This window comes from Streptomyces sp. NPDC093568 (assembly GCF_044764945.1).
GTDB lineage: Bacteria > Actinomycetota > Actinomycetes > Streptomycetales > Streptomycetaceae > Streptomyces.
In genome coordinates, this window is the sequence record NZ_JBIWJD010000012.1 from 155,053 (window position 1) to 171,128 (window position 16,076).

Genomic DNA, 16,076 nt, shown 5'->3' on the forward strand with positions numbered 1-16,076 from the left:
GATTCCGCCTTCGCGGCCGTTCAGCCGGAGTTGGCCGTGGCGGGGGCGCGGCGTAGCGCCCGTCACATTCCGGGGTCTTCTGATTGCGCTCGGCGGTGACATGCCGCACAGGCGATTTGTCCGTTACTAGCGGGAATAGTGGAAACGGGCCCGGTGGGCAAAACGGATCTAAATCCACAAAAAGGGCTGATGGTTTTGGCGTCAGTGCTGGTTCGTCCGTATTAAGTGGTCTGTCAAGATGCGGGGATTTATGAGGCGGAGTACTAGCCACTGTCGTAGATAGGGGGGTTTGGGGGTTCGGGGCGAAGGGGGTTACCAAGGGATGGCCATCCGGCGAGCGCCTTGTGCGTCGGGTGGTTTTCCCTGTCGCCCACCTCGTGAGGTTTCGAATGTCCCCGCGCTTTAACTTCCGTTCGTCCCGTACGTCCGCGTTCCGCACCCGTGCTGCTGTGCTGGCCGCCGGACTGGGAGCCTCGGTCGTGCTGGGCGCCGGAGGCGCGGTCGCTTCTGAGATGACCTCCGCCACCGGTGTCTCCACCGCCGTCCAGGCCGCCGCCAAGAAGGCGCCCGCCAAGAAGGCCGCCGTCTCCTGGGTCAAGCCGGTGAAGAAGTACACGAAGTCGGCCAGCTTCGCGCAGGCCGGCGGCATGTGGCAGTCCACTCACAGCGGGCAGGACTTCGCCGTCCCGACCGGCACCCAGGTCGTGGCCGCGCACGGCGGCACCGTCGTCAAGGCCGGTGGCAACGGCGCCGGTGACGGTCCCGCGTACGGCAACGCCATCGTCATCAAGCACGGCAACGGGACCTTCTCCCAGTACGCCCACCTGTCGCGCATCGACGTGAAGATCGGCCAGGTCGTCAAGACCGGCCAGAAGATAGCCAAGTCCGGTAACACCGGTAACTCCAGCGGTCCGCACCTGCACTTCGAGATCCGCAAGACCGCCAACTACGGCACCGCGATCGACCCCGTGGCCTTCCTGCGGGCCAAGGGTCTCGCGATCTGAGTCACCCAGTGATTCAGGCGCCCTTGTGCGCCTGGGTGACCAGGTCTGTGGCGACCTCGAGGATGGCCTTGCGCTTCTCCTCGGGGTCGCCTTCGAGGTCTCTCAGCACGAACATGCCGGCGTGCATCGTGAAGAGGGCGCTGACGCAGCGGACCTGGTCGACGAGGTCGGCGTCCGGGTCGATGATGATGTCCCGCATGCCGAGCATGCGGTTCTTGAACATCTCGCCGATGCTCAGCTCGCGGACCGTGGCCTGGTTCTCCTGCATGAAGCGGAACAGGGGGGCCGCGTCCGTAAGGACCTGGCTGTAGCGGCGTACGATCTCCTGCTTCGTCTCCAGCGTGTGCGGCTGGCGCCGGCCCCACTCGATCAGTTCCTCGATCGGCCGCGTCAGGTCCTCGAAGAGACTGACGATGATCTCTTCCTTGGTCTTGAAGTGGTAGTACAGGGCCGCCTTCGTGACCTCCAGGCGCTCGGCGATCTCGCGCAGGGAGGTCTTCTCGTAGCCCTGCTCGGCGAAGAGTTCGAGGGCCACGTCCTGGATGCGCTGGCGGGTGTCCCCGCGGCGCCGCTGCTTGGTGCCGTCCATGGTGCCACCCATCCTCTTACTCCTCGGCTTTCCAGAAAACTTACTTGACGACCGGCTAGTTACGCCCCTACCTTCCTTCAGTGTAGGCAACTAGCCGGGCGGCAAGTAAGTAGCTGGGGGAGAGGGAACCATGGCGGACACACTGGCAGTGGACAAGGGGCCGGCGGATCAGACGGATCCGGCCGAGAAGCCGAGGAGCGTACGGGTCGTCCTGCTGGCGCTGATGATCACGATGATGCTCGCGATGCTCGACAACATGATCGTGGGCACCGCGATGCCGACGATCGTCGGTGAGCTCGGCGGCCTGGAGCATCTGGCGTGGGTCGTCACGGCCTACACCCTGGCCACCGCGGCCTCGACTCCGCTGTGGGGCAAGCTCGGCGACATGTACGGCCGCAAGGGCGTCTTCATGTCGTCGATCGTGCTGTTCCTGGTCGGGTCCGCGCTCAGCGGCATGGCCCAGGACATGGGGCAGCTGATCGCCTTCCGGGCCGTGCAGGGCCTCGGCGCCGGCGGTCTGATGGTCGGCGTCATGGCGATCATCGGTGACCTCATCCCGCCGCGGGAGCGCGGCAAGTACCAGGGCATGATGGCCGGCGTCATGGCGCTCGCGATGATCGGCGGACCGCTGGTCGGCGGCACCATCACCGACAACTGGGGCTGGCGCTGGGCCTTCTACATCAACCTGCCGCTCGGTGTCGTGGCGCTCGCCGCGATCAGCGCCGTACTGCATCTGCCGAAGAAGCGGGCGCAGGCGCGGATCGACTACCTGGGCGCCGGTCTGCTCACCGTGGGGATCACCGCGATCGTGCTGGTGACCACCTGGGGCGGTACGGAGTACGCCTGGACGTCCGCGCGGATCATGGAGCTGATCGGCATCGGCGTCGCCGCGCTCGTCGGGTTCGTGTTCTGGCAGACCAAGGCGGCCGAGCCGGTGGTGCCGCTGCACATCTTCCGCAGCCGGAACTTCACGCTGATGTCCCTGATCGGCTTCATCACCGGGTTCGTGATGTTCGGAGCGACGCTGTTCCTGCCGCTCTACCAGCAGTCGGTGCAGGGTGCCTCCGCCACCAACTCGGGGCTTCTGCTGCTGCCGATGCTCGGCGCGATGCTGGTCACGTCGATGGTCGCCGGCCGGGTGACCACGAACACCGGGCGTTACAAGGTCTTCCCGATCGTCGGCAGCGTGGCGATGGTCGTCGGGCTGTACCTGCTCTCGACGATGGACACCGGCACCAGCCGCTTCATGTCCGGTGTGTTCATGGCCGTGGTCGGCCTGGGCATGGGCTGTCTGATGCAGATCACCATGCTGGTCGCGCAGAACAGCGTCGAGATGAAGGACATGGGCGTCGCGTCCTCCTCCACCACGCTCTTCCGGACGCTCGGCTCCTCCTTCGGCGTCGCGATCATGGGCGCCCTGTTCAACAACCGGGTGCAGGACGTCATGGCCGAGCGGGGCGGGGCGCTGGGGTCGAAGGTGACCGAGCAGTCGGCGCAGCTGGACGCGGCGAGCCTCGCCAAGCTGCCCGACGCGGTCCGGGAGGCGTACCAGCACGCGGTGTCGGCCGGCACGCACTCCGCGTTCCTGCTGGGAGCGGTGATCGCCGTGCTGTCCCTGGCGGCGGCCGTGTTCGTCAAGGAAGTGCCGCTCAAGGGAGCGGGACCGCAGGCGTAGGACGTCCCGGCAGGTGCCGGACCCCCGGGCGGATCGCCGTCCGGGGGTCCTGTCAGTGGGGCGTGTCACCATCGGCTGCATGGACAAGGTGCGGCAGCTGCGGCTGGCGAAGGACGCCATGGACCGGGACTGGGCCGATCCCGGTCTCGACCTGGACGCGGTGGCCGCGCATGCCGGGTACTCGCGGTATCACTTCGTGCGGGCCTTCAAGGCGGTGTACGGCGAGACACCGGGGCAGTACCTGACGCACCGGCGGATCGAGCGGGCCGAGGAGTATCTGCGGGCGGCCAATCTGACGGTCACCGAGATCTGCCATCTGGTCGGGTTCAGCAGCCTCGGGACCTTCTCGGCGAAGTTCAAGGCGCGCACCGGGCTGTCCCCGAGCGAGTACCGCGAGAAGCACGTCGGGCGCGGGGCCGCGCTGATACCGGGGTGCTACGCGATGCTGTGGGCCGGCGGCTTCCGGCAGCGGGAGGAGGGCAATTCTGAAGAAGCGCCGTGACCCCGCCTCTGCCTAACGTGACGGCAGTAACCGCAAGCCGCAGCACGGGAGAGCAGCCATGATCAAGGGCCTGGGCATCACCACCGTTTGGACGTTCGACCAGCAGCGCACCAAGGCGTTCTTCACCGAGAAGATCGGCTTCGAGGTGCGCAACGACCTGTCCATGGGGGACATGAGGTGGGTCACCGTGGGCGCGAAGGACCAGCCGGACGTCGAGCTGGCCCTGATGAGCCTGGACGGACCCGGCCTCGACCCGGAGTCCTCGGCCGCGCTGAAGACCCTCGTCGGCAAGGGCGTCATCGGAGCCGGGGCGTTCCACACCGACGACTGCCGGGGCGACTACGAGACCTTCAAGGCACGCGGGGTCGAGTTCATCCAGGAGCCGCAGGAGCGGCCGTACGGCATCGAGGCGATCTTCCGCGACGACAACGGCAACTGGTACTCGCTGACCGAGCGCAGCGAGGAACTCGACTTCAGCAAGTCGTTCTAGTGAGCCCTGAGCCACGAGCCGTAACTCACGAGTGAGCCGTGGACCGTGAGCCACGTGCCGTGGACCGTGAGCCACGAGCCGTGAGCCGTGGACCGTAAGCCACGTGCCGTAGACCGTGAGCCACGAGCCGTAAACCACGTGCCGCGGACCCTGAGCCGTACGCCACCGGGCGCTACGGCAGCATCGGGTAGCTCCCCGTGTTCGTCGGCGCGTGTTCCGGCAGCCACAGGACCGCGACCGCTCCCTCCGCCGCGACATGCTCCGGGGCACCCGCCGGGCGGATGTTGCGGAAGGTCAGCCGGGCACCGAGGACCCGCGCCTGACCTGCGGCGATGGTCAGGCCGAGGCCGTGCCCGTGGCCGGAGCGGTCGCTGCTGCCGGTGCGGAAGCGGCTCGGGCCGTCGGCGAGCAGGTCCTCCGGGAACCCGGGTCCGTGGTCGCGCACCCGGATGACCCGGCCCTCGACCGTGACCTGGATCGGCGGCCTGCCGTGCCGTGCCGCGTTGGCCAGCAGGTTGAACAGCACCCGCTCCAGGCGCCGCGGGTCGGTCGTGACCTCCGACTCGTGGACGACCCGCACCTCGATGGCGGGATCCTTGGCCGCGACCCGCCGGCTGACGAACTCGCCGAGCAGGATGTCCTGCAGCTCGGCCCGCTCGGAGGCGCTGTCCAGCCGGGCCACCTCCAGGACGTCCTCGACCAGCGTGCGCATGGCCTTCGCCCGGTCCAGGACCAGTTCCGTGGGCCGCCCCGGAGGCAGCAGCTCGGCCGCAGTCAGCAGCCCGGTCACCGGCGTGCGCAGCTCGTGCGCGATGTCCGCGGTGACCCGGCGCTCCGCCTCCAGCCGCTGCTGCAGCGCGTCCGCCATGGCGTCCACCGCGCTCGCGAGATCGTCGGTCTCGTCCCGGACGACACCCCCGATGGCGTCCCGCACCCTGACGTCCGGCTCCCCGCTCGCGACCTGGTTCGCCGCGGCCGCCGCCTGGCGCAGCCGGCGCGAGAGCTGGCCGCCGATGAGCACACCGAGGGCGCTGCCGCCGAGCACCACCGCGATGGACCCGATGAACATGGCCTGGTCGAGGCGGTTGAGGATGCGCTCGCTGCGGTCGGTGAAGCCCGTCCGCAACGACAGGACATGCCCGTTGTTGAGCGGCACGGCCGCCCAGATGTCGGGCGCGCCGCTCGGCGAGTCGGTCACATAGGTCGCCCGCCGGCCCTCCTCGACCCGGTCCCGCAGCGCCGCCGGCAGCTCCGGGTCGTCGATCGTGAGGTTGGGGAAGTTCAGCCGCTTGGACTGCTCATAGCTGCGCTGGGCGATCTGGATGCGCTCGTCCGCGAGGTCGCGCGCGCTGTCCAGCATCGAGACCCGGGCCTGGTTGTGCACGACCAGGCTCAGCACGATCGCCACGAGCGCGCCGACCAGCGCGATCGCCGCGCTCAGCTTCCAGCGCAGGCCCGTGCGTATGGCGATACGGCCGCCGCCCACGCGCCTGCCCGCACGCCGGCCGGCGAGCGAAGGCACCCGCACACCCGACCCCTGACCCGCGACCTCCGCCGGATCGGTGAGGCCGACTCTTCCCGCTCCGGACGCCGCCGGACGTCTGAACATCCCCCGCATGCCGCCCCGCTCAGGCCTTCAGCTTGTAGCCGAAGCCACGGACCGTCTCGATACGGTCCTGGCCGATCTTCTGCCGCAGCCGCTGCACATGGACGTCGACGACGCGGGTGTCCCCGCCCCAGCCGTAGTCCCACACCCGCTCCAGCAGCTTGTCCCGCGACAGCACGGTGCCCGGCGCCGAGGAGAACTCCAGCAGCAGCCGCATCTCGGTCGGCGTGAGCGCGACCGGCTCGCCGCCCCGGCGCACCTCCATGCCCTCGGTGTCGACCTCCAGGTCGCCGAAGGACAGCGGGCCGCCGACGGCCGAGGAGTCCGCCTCGTCCGCCCGGTCGGGGCCGCTCGCGTGCCCGAAGCGGCGCAGCACGGCCCGGATCCGCGCGACCAGTACGGCCCCGTCGAACGGCTTGGTCACGTAGTCGTCGGCCCCCGCCTCCAGGCCGAGCACCACGTCGATCGAGTCGGCGCGCGCCGACAGCATGATCACCGGCACGGTCGACTCGTCGCGGATCCGGCGGCACAGACTGACCCCGTCCAGACCCGGGACCATCACGTCGAGCAACGCGATGTCGGGGCGGTTCGTCCGGAACGCGTCCAGGCCCGACAGCCCGTCGGGCATGGCGGTGACCGCGAAGCCGTCCCGCTCCAGGGCGAGCTGGGTGGCCTCGCGGATGACGTCGTCGTCCTCGACGAACAGAACGTGGGTCTGGTCTGCCATCCGGGTGCTCTCAGTCCTCGTGTGCTGCTGCGGCTGTGTCGGGCGTGTCCATAAGTGGGACGCGCGGAGCGGGCGATGCGTTCACGCCGTCAGCCCTCCGGCGCCGCCGTCTCCTCGTCGCCGAGGGAGCCGTAGTCGGTGCGGGTGCTGTACTTGCGGACGAAGCGGTCCGAGATCCACCGGTAGGAGATCACGTCCTCGCTGGAGGGGTTCGAGAGCGCGTCGTCCTTGGCGTACACCTGCTTGGTCACCACAAGGTAGCCGCGGTCGATCTCGGCGTAGACCGGGGGTTCCTCGGACTTGAACACATTGCGGTACGCGCCGCCCTGCTCGCGGTACACGTACGAGGCGACGCCGACGGAGTCGCCGCAGGACAGCACGTTGACCACGATGTCGTCCGAGGGGGCGCCGGTCAGGTCGCCGTACGACACGTCGATCGGGTAGTCGTCGGAGACGCACGGCTTCAGCTCGCGCTTGACCTCCGTCGAGACCGCGGGGTCCGCCTTGACCAGCCGGACGGCCTCCGTGCGGTCCGGGACCGGCGAGGGCGAGGGCGAGGCGGACGAGACGGCTTTGCTGCGCGCCATGTCGGCGTGCGCGGGCCCCTCGTCGCGGGCGCCGGTGCCGCCGGTGGCGCAGCCGGAGAGGCAAAGGGCGAGGGCGACGAACACGGCCATCGCCGTGAACGCCGCCTGGAAGGTCCCCCGGGCCGCTGGGGGCCCGGGTTGCGCGGAGCCGATGTCGTCGGCCTCCCCTTCTGTGTTTCCGGTGCCGCCCGTCGTCGTGCCTAGGCCGCGCAACGCTCCCGCTCCTCACGCTCCAGCGCGCGTGCGTCCAGATCGCGGCTCTCCAACTCCTCGCGGAGCCGGGCGAGCGCCCGGTGCAGCGTGCTCTTGACCGTTCCGGCCGACATGCCGAGGGCGGCGGCCGTCTCCTCCGTGGACATCTGCTCCCAGTGTCGCAGCACGACGACGCTGCGTTGCTTCGGAGCGAGAACCTTCATGATGTCCATCAGCAGGGCGCGGTCCGCGTGCTGCTCGGTGGCGTCGTCGACGGAGGCGTCCGGAAGCTGCTCGGTCGGCACCTCCTCCAGCTTGCGCGCCCGCCACCACTCGGTCCGCGTGTTGATCATCACGCGGCGCAGGTAGGCGTCCGCGAGCCGCTTGTCCGCTATGCCGTCCCAGCGGTGGTACGTCCGCACCAGCGCCGTCTGGAGCAGGTCCTGCGCGTCGACCGGGTCCGGGACCAGCCGGCGGGCGCTGCGCAGCAGCGCGTCCTGCCGGGTGCGGACGTACTCCTCGAACTCGAGCACCTCGCCCTGCGCCATGTTGACCGCCTCCCGATTCCCCGTCCCCGACCGGCCTGTCGGCCGTCGGGCTCACTGCCTGTGGTTCGTAGTCGTCCCCGCCTGTCGGGTACGGAAATGAAGCTACGGAGGCGTTGTCACGGGGCTGTCCGAAGCAGCCTGCGGCCAGCGCTCGGCTGTCCGTCGGTTGTGTAACGGAATCAGGAAACGGACAAAACGGCTGGGGAGTTGGGAGTGCTATGGGGTGATTTGTTCGAATCGCGGCCATGGGAGGGCTGTGTATCGGATGTTGCGAAGGCCCTCCCGCTGTGATCTGACTGAGCGTCAGCTCAGCGGCAGCCGGTACATCCCGCCCGGCAGCGGCTCCACCAGCCCGTCCGAGACCAGACCGTCCAGGGCGCGGGCGCGCTGCACCGGTTCGTGCCACACCCGGTCGAGCGCGGCCTGCGGCACGGGCACATGGGCCTCGCGCAGTACGGCGAGCAGCTTGCCGCGCACCTGGCGGTCGGTCCCGGCGTACGTCTGACCGCGCCGCGGCGGGCCCTCGTGCTCCGGCTTGCCCGCGAGCCGCCAGGCGCACTGCGCGGCGATCGGGCAGCGGTGACACGACTCGTTCTTCGCCGTGCACACCAGCGCGCCGAGCTCCATGGAGGCCGCGGCCCAGCGGGCGGCGGTGCCCTCGTCGTCGGGGAGCAGCGAGCGGGCGAGCTTGCGTTCGGCGGCGGTGGTGGCGTTCGGCGGGTACTGCACGCCGGTGACGGCACGGGCGATCACGCGCCGGACGTTGGTGTCCAGCACGGGGTGCCGCTGGCCGTACGCGAACGACGCCACGGCGGCCGCCGTGTACTCGCCGATGCCGGGCAGGGCGAGGAGCTGGGCGTGGTCGGTGGGTACGTCCCCGCCATGCCGTTCCGCTATGGCGACGGCGGCGCCGTGCAGCCGCAGCGCGCGGCGCGGGTAGCCGAGCCGGCCCCAGGCGCGGACGGCCTCGCCGGGCGCCTCCTTGGCCAGGTCGGCGGGACGGGGCCAGCGGGTCAGCCACTGCTCGTAGACGGGCAGGACGCGGCTCACCGGCGTCTGCTGGAGCATGAACTCACTGACCATCACTCCCCAGGGGCCGGCCTCGGGGCGCCGCCAGGGGAGGTCGCGGGCGTTCTCGCCGAACCAGTCGATGACAGGGCTGTGCAGCGGCTGACCGAGGGGGTCCGGTGAGCCGGCGTCGGCTGGGTGGCTGTGCGGGGGTTTCGTGGGCGCAGTCATGGCCTTCCGATCCTGCCATGCTGGGGGCGGCGGGGTGGGTAGGCGGCGGCGCCGGTGCGTTGGCGGCTGCGGGTCGCGGTGTGCGGGGACCCGCGCGAGGAGTACGTCGCACCTGACGATCGGCAGCAGTGTCACCCCGTCCCCCGCTTGTAGCGTCGTGCGGATGGAACGTCCTCGCACCTGGCGGGCCTGCCTGCTCTGGGCCGCTCTCGGGTTCCCCGCGCTGACGGCCGACCGGCTGGGAATGAACGAGCCGCGGGCCCTGTGGCAGCAGTCGGCCGGGCTTGTCGTCGTCGCCGCCGCGGTCGCCCTGGCCCGGCGGCGGCCGTTGGCGGCCTTCGCGCTGACCGCCGTACTGAGCCTGGCCGCCGCCCCCGCTCTGTTCAGCGTCTCCTACGGTCCCGCGCTCGGCGTCTTCGCGCTGCTGCTCGGGCTGCGCGCGCGGCGGGTACGGCCGGCGTTGGCCGTCCTCGGCGGTGTCGGCTGCCTCGGCACGGCGCGGATCGCGCTGTTCGGGGTGGATCCGGCGCCGGAGTGGGTGGTGCTGACCGGCACCCTGCTGTTCGGCTGTGTCTTCCCGTGGCTCGGCGGCCGTTACTGGCGGCAGTCCCGGCAGCTGTCCGAGGCCGGCTGGAGCCGGGCCGCACGCCTGGAGGGCGAACAGCGTGTCGCCGAGGAGCGTGCCCGGCTGCGCGAGCGGGCCCGGATCGCGCAGGACATGCACGACTCCCTGGGCCACGAGCTGAGCCTGATCGCCCTGCGCGCCGGCGCCCTCCAGGTCGCCGGCGACCTTCCGGACCACCACCGCGCCGCCGTCGCCGACCTGCGCGCGGCCGCCGCCGACGCCACCGAACGGCTGCACCTGATCATCGGCGTCCTGCGCGAGGAGGACGAGCCGGTGCCGGCGTCCCTGACACCGGCCGGGGAGACCGTCGAGCAACTCGTCGCACGCGCCGCCGAGTCGGGGCTGCCGGTGCGATGGGAGCCGGCCGCACCCGGCCAACGCCTCGCCTCGCCCACGCCGGGCGGGGTCACCGAGCGCGTCCTGTACCGAGTGGTCCGCGAGGCCCTGACCAACGCGGCCCGGCACGCGCCCGGGGCGCCGGTCGTCGTCGCGGCGGCCGGGGAGCGTGCGGGGACGACGGTCACGGTGAGCAGCGGACCGGGGGTGAGGGCGGCGGTGCCCGACAGCGCGACGGTCCCGGCCCCGCCGCCCCCGGCCTCCGGCGGCACCGGACTCCCCGCGCTTCGCGCCGCGGTCACCGCGGTCGGCGGCGCCTTCGAGGCCGGCCCGCACGGAGACGGCTTCCGCGTCCGCGCCCACGTCCCCGAACAGTCCGCCGGCGGACCCGCCCCGACGCCCGGCCCCGCCGCACACGCCCCCTTCACCCAGGCCCGCCGCCGCATCGTCCTCGCCCTCGCGGCAGCGGCCGGCGCGGGCGTCGTGCTGGTCGGCGGGGGGTTCGCCTGGTACGCCTACACCGAGACCCACTCGGTGCTGCCGCCCGCCGCGTACGCCGAACTGCGCCTGGGCGCACCGGCCGAGGACGTCGGCCGGGTCCTTCCGGACCGCACCGTGCGCGACGCCCCGGTGGAGCGGGCGCCCACACCGCCCCCGCGGAACAGCGAGTGCCGCTACTACCGGGCGAGCGGCGAACTCCTCGTCTCCGTCGACCACTTCAGGCTCTGCTTCGACGACGCGGGACGGCTGGTGGCCAAGGACGTGATCCCCCGGGCCGGTCTCTCTCAACGCCCCTCCACTGATGAGGAGTTCATACGGTGATCCGCGTACTGCTGGCCGACGACGAGGCGATGGTGCGGGCCGGGGTCCGCGCCATCCTGGCGAGCGACGACGGGACCGAGGTCGTCGCGGAGGCGGGCGACGGCCGCGCGGCCGTGGAGCTGACCCGGGCGCACCGGCCGGACGTCGCCCTGCTGGACATCCGGATGCCTCGCCTGGACGGGCTCGCCGCCGCGGAGGAGATCGTACGGACCGTTCCCGGCACGGCCGTCGCGATGCTCACGACCTTCTCCGAACAGGCTTACGTGGCCCGCGCCCTCGGCGGCGGCGCCACCGGCTTCCTGCTGAAGTCCGGGGATCCCTACGAACTCGTCGCGGGCGTCAGGGCGGTGGCCGGCGGCGCCGCCTTCCTCTCGCCGAAGGTCGCCCGGTACGTCATCGACGGCCTGGGCGGCAGCGACGGCCGCCTCGGCCGCGAGGCCGCCGCCCGCACCCGCGTGGCCCGACTCAGCCCGCGCGAGCGCGAGGTGCTCGCCCTGGTCGGCGCGGGCCTGTCCAACCCGGAGATCGCCGCCCGGCTGCATCTCGTCGAGGGCACGGTGAAGGCGTATGTGAGCGCCGCCCTGGACCGGTTGGGCGTGCGCAACCGGGTTCAGGCCGCGATCGTGGCGTACGAGGCGGGGCTGGTGGAGACGTGAGGCTCAGCGCCCGGCGCCCGGGTGGTACGACGGGGCGCGGTCCGGCCCCGGCCCGGTGAACCACCGCACGGCCGGCGCCGGCGCGCCCCGCATCGCCTCGGCGAGCCGGATCGCCGGACCGGTGCCGAGCCGTACGGCCGTCACCGCCACGACCGCGCCGAGCACGAGCCCCGCCGCCACGTCGTGCGGATAGTGCACCCCGACGAAGACCCGGGAGAACGCCATCAGCAGGGCCGCCGGGGCCGTCAGCCACAGCAGCGCGCGGCCCGTCAGGGCGAGGGCGACGGTGGCGGCGCCCGCGATGGTGGCGTGGTTGCTGGGGAAGGACCAGTCGCCCGGCGGCGGGCAGGCGCTGAGCGGTGCGGTGGCGTCGGCCACCGCCCGGCACGGACGCTCCTGCGTGAAGCCGGACTTGAGCAGCTCACTGCACACGTACGCCACAGCCGTGGCCAGAGGTGCAAGGACCGCTATCGCGAACGCCCGGGTCGTGTCGCGTCTGGCCCGCCACCAGGTGACGGCGAACAGCGCGCCGAACAGCAGCAGTCCGGCCTCCGTCCATGTCTCGGCGACGTGCCGTACCCACGTTGGGGTGCCGTGGGCGAAGCCGGTGATGTCGCGGTAGAGCTCGGCGTCCTCGAAGTCCATGGTCACGGACCGTAGGCGGCGGGCCGATCCGGTCACACCCCGCGATCGACAGGTGCCGCCCCTGACGGAAGACAGGGGGTGACACGGACCGCGGGGGGCGCGCGCCGGAATGATGATCCGGAAAAGTTGTCATCCGAGGCGGCGGGTGGAGCAAGCTAGCGCGCCGATCTCTCGTACAGTTTGCGCCGTGGGATCTCTGCGCAATCCGGTCGGGCCGCTTCCCTCCTCCATCTACTGGCGACGGAGGGCCGTACTGCTGTCCGTGGTCGCCCTGTTGGCGCTGCTGACCACCTGGGTGCTGGTCTCGGGCGGCGGAGGCGGCAGGAACGGCGCGGGCGGGGCCGACGGCAAGAACCCCGCGCCCTCGACGATCACACCGGGGCCCTCGGGCTCCGGGCCGGCGATCAGCCAAGCGCCGGGCGGGCGCGACGAGTCGACCGCCGGCGGGGACTCCGACGGCTCGGGCTCGGACTCGGGGGACGGCTCCGGGGGCGGCGGTGGTTCGGTGGAGGGTTCGTCCGGCGGGTCGGGCGGCAGCGGTTCGGCCGGCGGCGGCTCGGGCAGCGGTGTCGGCGCGGACGACACGGTCGCCGACGGCTCCTCACTGCCCGACTGCGTCTCCGGCCAGATGAAGCTGACGGTGCGCAGCCGGCACAACGCGTACGAGCCCGGCGAGACGCCCGCCCTGCTGCTGACCGCGACGAACTCCTCCACCTACGACTGCAAGGTCGATCTCGGCCCGAAGAACGCGGTGGTGACGGTCACTCAGGCGGGCTCCGAGGAGTCCCTGTGGTCCTCCGCCGACTGCCCAGCGAACCCCGCCGGCCTGCGCTTTCGCGTACCGGCCGGCGACAGCATCACGTACACCGTGAAGTGGGACCGCAAGCCCAGCGCCCCGCAGTGCGCGACGCCCGCCGCCGGGTCGGCCGGGCCGGGCACGTATCTGGTGGAGGCGACGGCGCCCGGGTTCGGGACGACGCAGACGTCGTTCGTGCTGGAGAACGACTGAGCGCTGCGCCGGAGCTCCGGGAGAGTCCGCGAGAGCTCCGCTAGACGTAGCGCTCCAGGATCGAGCTCTCCGCCAGCCGGGACAGACCCTCCCGCACGCTGCGCGCGCGGGCCTCGCCGACGCCGTCCACCGTCTGGAGGTCGTCGACGCTCGCGGCGAGCAGCTTCTGCAGGCCGCCGAAGTGCTCCACCAGGCGGTCGATGATGGCGCCGGGCAGCCTCGGCACCTTGGCCAGCAGGCGGAAGCCGCGCGGGGAGACCGCCGAGTCCAGCGCCTCCGGTGAGCCGGTGTAGCCCAGCGCCCGTGCCACCGTGGGCAGTTCGAGCAGCTCGGCGTGGGTGAGCGCGTCCAGCTCGTACAGCGCCTCGTCGACCGTGCGGGAGCGCTTGGCCGTCGGCTCGGGGACGTAGTCGCGCACGACCAGCTCGCGCTCGGGCTCGACGCCCGCGATCAACTCGTCCAGCTGGAGGGCGAGCAGGCGTCCGTCGGTGCCCAGCTCCACCACGTACTCGGCGATCTCGGTCGCGATGCGCCGGACCATCTCCAGGCGCTGGGCGACCGCGGAGACGTCGCGGACCGTCACCAGGTCCTCGATCTCCAGCGCTGACAACGTTCCCGCGACCTCGTCCAGGCGGAGCTTGTAGCGCTCCAGGGTCGCGAGCGCCTGGTTGGCGCGGGAGAGGATCGCCGCCGAGTCCTCCAGGACGCGGCGCTGGCCCTCGACGTAGAGGGCGATCAGCCGCATCGACTGGGAGACCGAGACGACCGGGAAGCCGACCTGCTTGCTGACCCGGTCCGCCGTGCGGTGCCGGGTGCCGGTCTCCTCCGTGGGGATCGTCGCGTCGGGCACGAACTGCACGCCCGCTCTGAGGATCTTCGACAGGTCGGACGACAGCACGATGCCGCCGTCGAGCTTGCACAGCTCCCGCAGTCGTGTCGCCGTGAACTCGACATCCAGGACAAAACCGCCCGTGCTCATCGACTCGACGGTCTTGTCGAAGCCGAGGACGATGAGCCCGCCGGTGTTGCCGCGGAGTACCCGCTCCAGTCCGTCCCGCAGGGTCGTGCCCGGTGCCACCGCGCTCAGGGAGGCGCGCATCAGGCCATCGGCACCGGAACTCCCGCCGGACTTTCCGGGAGCTGCCGCCCGGTCGTTGGCTGCCACTGCACTCCTCCGGTCGCAGGTTCTTCAGGCGCTCCCGTTTCGCACATTCGGTTCGTACGGACGGGCGAGACCAGGGCAAAGTCTACCGGCGGTCCTCGTCGTCCCGTGGGGCCTCTCGCCGACGCGAGCGCGGAAGGACCCGCAGCGCGTCCCCTATGTCGGCCACTTCCAGCACCTTCATGCCCGTGGGGACCTTGCCCGGGTCGCCCGGTACGAGGGCGTGCGTGAAGCCCAGACGGTGTGCCTCGGCCAGCCTGCGCTGCACGCCCGTGACCCGTCTGACCTCGCCCGCGAGGCCCACCTCGCCGATCGCGACGAGGTTCTTGGGGAGAGGTGTGTCACTCGCGGCCGAGGCCAGGGCGAGGGCGACGGCGAGGTCCGCGGCGGGCTCCGAGAGCTTCACTCCGCCCACCGTCGCGGAGTAGATGTCCCGCTTGCCGAGCGCGCTGATCCGGCCGCGCTGCTCCAGGACGGCCAGCATCATCGACACCCGCGAGGTCTCCAGACCGGACGTCGTGCGGCGGGGCGAGGGGATCTGCGAGTCGACGGTGAGCGCCTGGACCTCGGCCACCAGGGGGCGACGGCCCTCCAGGGTGACCGTCAGGCAGGTGCCGGGGACCGGCTCGGCGCGACGGGTCAGGAAGAGTCCGCTCGGGTCGGCGAGGCCGGTGATGCCCTCGTCGTGCAGCTCGAAGCAGCCCACCTCGTCCGTCGCGCCGTAGCGGTTCTTGACGCCCCGCACGAGCCGCAGGCGCGCGTGCCGGTCGCCCTCGAAGTGGAGCACCACGTCCACGAGGTGCTCCAGGAGGCGGGGGCCGGCGATGGCGCCGTCCTTCGTGACGTGTCCCACGAGGAGGGTGGACATCCCGCGTTCCTTGGAGGCGCGGATGAGCGCACCGGCCACCTCCCGGACCTGGGCCATGCCGCCGGGCGCGCCGTCGATCTCCGGCGAGGCCACGGTCTGCACGGAGTCGAGGATCAGCAGCGACGGCTTCACCGCGTCCAAGTGCCCGAGCACGGCGGCCAGATCGGTCTCGGCCGCGAGGTACAGATGGTCGTCGAGAGCGCCGATGCGGTCCGCGCGCAGCCGCACCTGGCTCGCCGACTCCTCACCGGTGACATAGAGCGTGCGGTGCTCGTCGCTCGCGGACTTGGCCGCCACGTCCAGCAGCAGGGTGGACTTGCCGACGCCGGGCTCGCCCGCGAGGAGCACGACCGCGCCGGGCACCAGACCGCCGCCGAGGACCCGGTCCAACTCGGGCACGCCGGTGGAGCGCGCGGTCGCCTGCCGCCCGTCGATCTGCCCGATGGGCAGCGCGGAACTCGTCACCCGCCCCGGCGCCGTCGTGCGGACCGCGGGCGCGCCGTACTCCTCGACCGTCCCCCACGCCTGGCACTCGGGGCAGCGGCCGAGCCACTTGGCCGTCTGCCAGCCGCACTCGGTGCAGCGGTAGGACGGTCGGTCCTTCGTGGTCTTGGTACGGGCAGCCATGCGATGAACCGTATCCGAGCCCACTGACATCGCCGTACGGCCGTGTGCGCGCCGCTGTTCCGGGCTGCCGCAGAGGGCGACTGGTCATGCACAGGCCACGGAATTAGGCATTCCTGTACCCCATTGAGGGATCGTTTCACCCGTATGGATTAAAACTGCTCAAGCAG

The 16,076-nt window shown here is 71.5% G+C and carries 16 protein-coding genes; 7 read left to right on the forward strand and 9 right to left on the reverse strand.

Going from position 1 to position 16,076, the window contains the following annotated elements; all coding sequences use genetic code 11:
- The first annotated feature begins 389 nt into the window (after positions 1 to 389).
- A complete protein-coding gene (locus ACIRD7_RS36155; protein ID WP_403460088.1) occupies positions 390 to 1,004 on the forward strand; it encodes a M23 family metallopeptidase in 615 nt (204 codons plus the stop codon).
- 13 nt (positions 1,005 to 1,017) lie between these two features.
- Here ACIRD7_RS36155 and ACIRD7_RS36160 read toward each other — a convergent pair whose 3' ends face one another.
- Positions 1,018 to 1,605 (reverse strand): TetR/AcrR family transcriptional regulator, encoded by a 588-nt coding sequence (locus ACIRD7_RS36160; protein ID WP_403460090.1) that lies wholly within the window; start codon positions 1,603 to 1,605, stop codon positions 1,018 to 1,020.
- 118 nt (positions 1,606 to 1,723) lie between these two features.
- Here ACIRD7_RS36160 and ACIRD7_RS36165 point away from each other — a divergent pair, with 118 nt between their 5' ends.
- From ACIRD7_RS36165 to ACIRD7_RS36175, 3 genes are all read left to right on the forward strand, one after another.
- A complete protein-coding gene (locus ACIRD7_RS36165) occupies positions 1,724 to 3,268 on the forward strand; it encodes an MDR family MFS transporter (protein ID WP_403460091.1) in 1,545 nt (514 codons plus the stop codon).
- A 79-nt stretch (positions 3,269 to 3,347) separates the two neighbouring features.
- Positions 3,348 to 3,770 carry a helix-turn-helix transcriptional regulator gene (locus ACIRD7_RS36170; RefSeq protein WP_403460092.1) on the forward strand — a complete coding sequence of 141 codons (423 nt, stop codon included), beginning with the start codon at positions 3,348 to 3,350 and terminating at the stop codon, positions 3,768 to 3,770.
- A 58-nt stretch (positions 3,771 to 3,828) separates the two neighbouring features.
- Positions 3,829 to 4,260, forward strand: coding sequence for a VOC family protein (locus tag ACIRD7_RS36175; protein WP_403460093.1), 432 nt, complete (start codon positions 3,829 to 3,831; stop codon positions 4,258 to 4,260).
- A gap of 172 nt (positions 4,261 to 4,432) precedes the next feature.
- On the opposite strand, the gene cseC is transcribed toward ACIRD7_RS36175, so the two are convergent.
- From cseC to ACIRD7_RS36200, 5 genes are all read right to left on the reverse strand, one after another.
- Positions 4,433 to 5,878: a two-component system sensor histidine kinase CseC gene (gene cseC, locus ACIRD7_RS36180; protein WP_403460094.1), complete on the reverse strand. Its 1,446-nt coding sequence runs from the start codon at positions 5,876 to 5,878 to the stop codon at positions 4,433 to 4,435.
- Between the two features lie 10 nt (positions 5,879 to 5,888).
- Entirely contained in the window at positions 5,889 to 6,593 is a 705-nt protein-coding gene (gene cseB, locus ACIRD7_RS36185; RefSeq protein ID WP_403460095.1) for a two-component system response regulator CseB, read from the reverse strand.
- An 89-nt stretch (positions 6,594 to 6,682) separates the two neighbouring features.
- Complete coding sequence (locus ACIRD7_RS36190) at positions 6,683 to 7,270, reverse strand: hypothetical protein (RefSeq protein ID WP_403460130.1); 588 nt, start codon at positions 7,268 to 7,270, stop codon at positions 6,683 to 6,685.
- Positions 7,271 to 7,380: 110 nt separating this feature from the next.
- Positions 7,381 to 7,920 carry a SigE family RNA polymerase sigma factor gene (locus ACIRD7_RS36195; RefSeq protein WP_019756474.1) on the reverse strand — a complete coding sequence of 180 codons (540 nt, stop codon included), beginning with the start codon at positions 7,918 to 7,920 and terminating at the stop codon, positions 7,381 to 7,383.
- A gap of 303 nt (positions 7,921 to 8,223) precedes the next feature.
- A complete protein-coding gene (locus tag ACIRD7_RS36200; RefSeq protein WP_403460096.1) occupies positions 8,224 to 9,159 on the reverse strand; it encodes an A/G-specific adenine glycosylase in 936 nt (311 codons plus the stop codon).
- Between the two features lie 163 nt (positions 9,160 to 9,322).
- On the opposite strand from ACIRD7_RS36200, the gene ACIRD7_RS36205 reads away from it, so the two are divergent.
- Entirely contained in the window at positions 9,323 to 10,942 is a 1,620-nt protein-coding gene (locus ACIRD7_RS36205) for a sensor histidine kinase (RefSeq protein WP_403460097.1), read from the forward strand.
- On the forward strand, positions 10,939 to 11,598 hold the full coding sequence (locus ACIRD7_RS36210) for a response regulator (RefSeq protein ID WP_403460098.1): 660 nt from the start codon (positions 10,939 to 10,941) through the stop codon (positions 11,596 to 11,598). Before ACIRD7_RS36205 ends, ACIRD7_RS36210 begins: the two co-directional genes overlap by 4 nt.
- 3 nt (positions 11,599 to 11,601) lie before the next feature.
- Here the strand turns inward: ACIRD7_RS36210 and ACIRD7_RS36215 are convergent, their stop codons facing one another.
- The gene (locus tag ACIRD7_RS36215; protein WP_403460099.1) at positions 11,602 to 12,243 is read right to left on the reverse strand and encodes a phosphatase PAP2 family protein; all 642 of its coding nucleotides are present in this window, start codon (positions 12,241 to 12,243) and stop codon (positions 11,602 to 11,604) included.
- A gap of 187 nt (positions 12,244 to 12,430) precedes the next feature.
- Between ACIRD7_RS36215 and ACIRD7_RS36220 the strand changes: the two genes are divergently transcribed.
- Positions 12,431 to 13,252 (forward strand): hypothetical protein, encoded by an 822-nt coding sequence (locus tag ACIRD7_RS36220; protein WP_403460101.1) that lies wholly within the window; start codon positions 12,431 to 12,433, stop codon positions 13,250 to 13,252.
- Positions 13,253 to 13,292: 40 nt separating this feature from the next.
- On the opposite strand, the gene disA is transcribed toward ACIRD7_RS36220, so the two are convergent.
- Positions 13,293 to 14,417 carry a DNA integrity scanning diadenylate cyclase DisA gene (gene disA / locus ACIRD7_RS36225; RefSeq protein WP_403460102.1) on the reverse strand — a complete coding sequence of 375 codons (1,125 nt, stop codon included), beginning with the start codon at positions 14,415 to 14,417 and terminating at the stop codon, positions 13,293 to 13,295.
- A gap of 82 nt (positions 14,418 to 14,499) precedes the next feature.
- Complete coding sequence (radA, locus tag ACIRD7_RS36230; protein WP_403460105.1) at positions 14,500 to 15,909, reverse strand: DNA repair protein RadA; 1,410 nt, start codon at positions 15,907 to 15,909, stop codon at positions 14,500 to 14,502.
- Between the last annotated feature and the right edge of the window lie 167 nt (positions 15,910 to 16,076).

Bases quoted from the DNA above. Each gene is read 5' to 3' on its own strand.
- ACIRD7_RS36155 (WP_403460088.1), top strand. From the start codon at position 390: ATGTCCCCGCGCTTTAACTTCCGTTCGTCCCGTACGTCCGCGTTCCGC.
- ACIRD7_RS36160 (WP_403460090.1), bottom strand. From the start codon at position 1,605: ATGGGTGGCACCATGGACGGCACCAAGCAGCGGCGCCGCGGGGACACC.
- ACIRD7_RS36165 (WP_403460091.1), top strand. From the start codon at position 1,724: ATGGCGGACACACTGGCAGTGGACAAGGGGCCGGCGGATCAGACGGAT.
- ACIRD7_RS36170 (WP_403460092.1), top strand. From the start codon at position 3,348: ATGGACAAGGTGCGGCAGCTGCGGCTGGCGAAGGACGCCATGGACCGG.
- ACIRD7_RS36175 (WP_403460093.1), top strand. From the start codon at position 3,829: ATGATCAAGGGCCTGGGCATCACCACCGTTTGGACGTTCGACCAGCAG.
- cseC (WP_403460094.1), bottom strand. From the start codon at position 5,878: ATGCGGGGGATGTTCAGACGTCCGGCGGCGTCCGGAGCGGGAAGAGTC.
- cseB (WP_403460095.1), bottom strand. From the start codon at position 6,593: ATGGCAGACCAGACCCACGTTCTGTTCGTCGAGGACGACGACGTCATC.
- ACIRD7_RS36190 (WP_403460130.1), bottom strand. From the start codon at position 7,270: ATGGCCGTGTTCGTCGCCCTCGCCCTTTGCCTCTCCGGCTGCGCCACC.
- ACIRD7_RS36195 (WP_019756474.1), bottom strand. From the start codon at position 7,920: ATGGCGCAGGGCGAGGTGCTCGAGTTCGAGGAGTACGTCCGCACCCGG.
- ACIRD7_RS36200 (WP_403460096.1), bottom strand. From the start codon at position 9,159: ATGACTGCGCCCACGAAACCCCCGCACAGCCACCCAGCCGACGCCGGC.
- ACIRD7_RS36205 (WP_403460097.1), top strand. From the start codon at position 9,323: ATGGAACGTCCTCGCACCTGGCGGGCCTGCCTGCTCTGGGCCGCTCTC.
- ACIRD7_RS36215 (WP_403460099.1), bottom strand. From the start codon at position 12,243: ATGGACTTCGAGGACGCCGAGCTCTACCGCGACATCACCGGCTTCGCC.
- radA (WP_403460105.1), bottom strand. From the start codon at position 15,909: ATGGCTGCCCGTACCAAGACCACGAAGGACCGACCGTCCTACCGCTGC.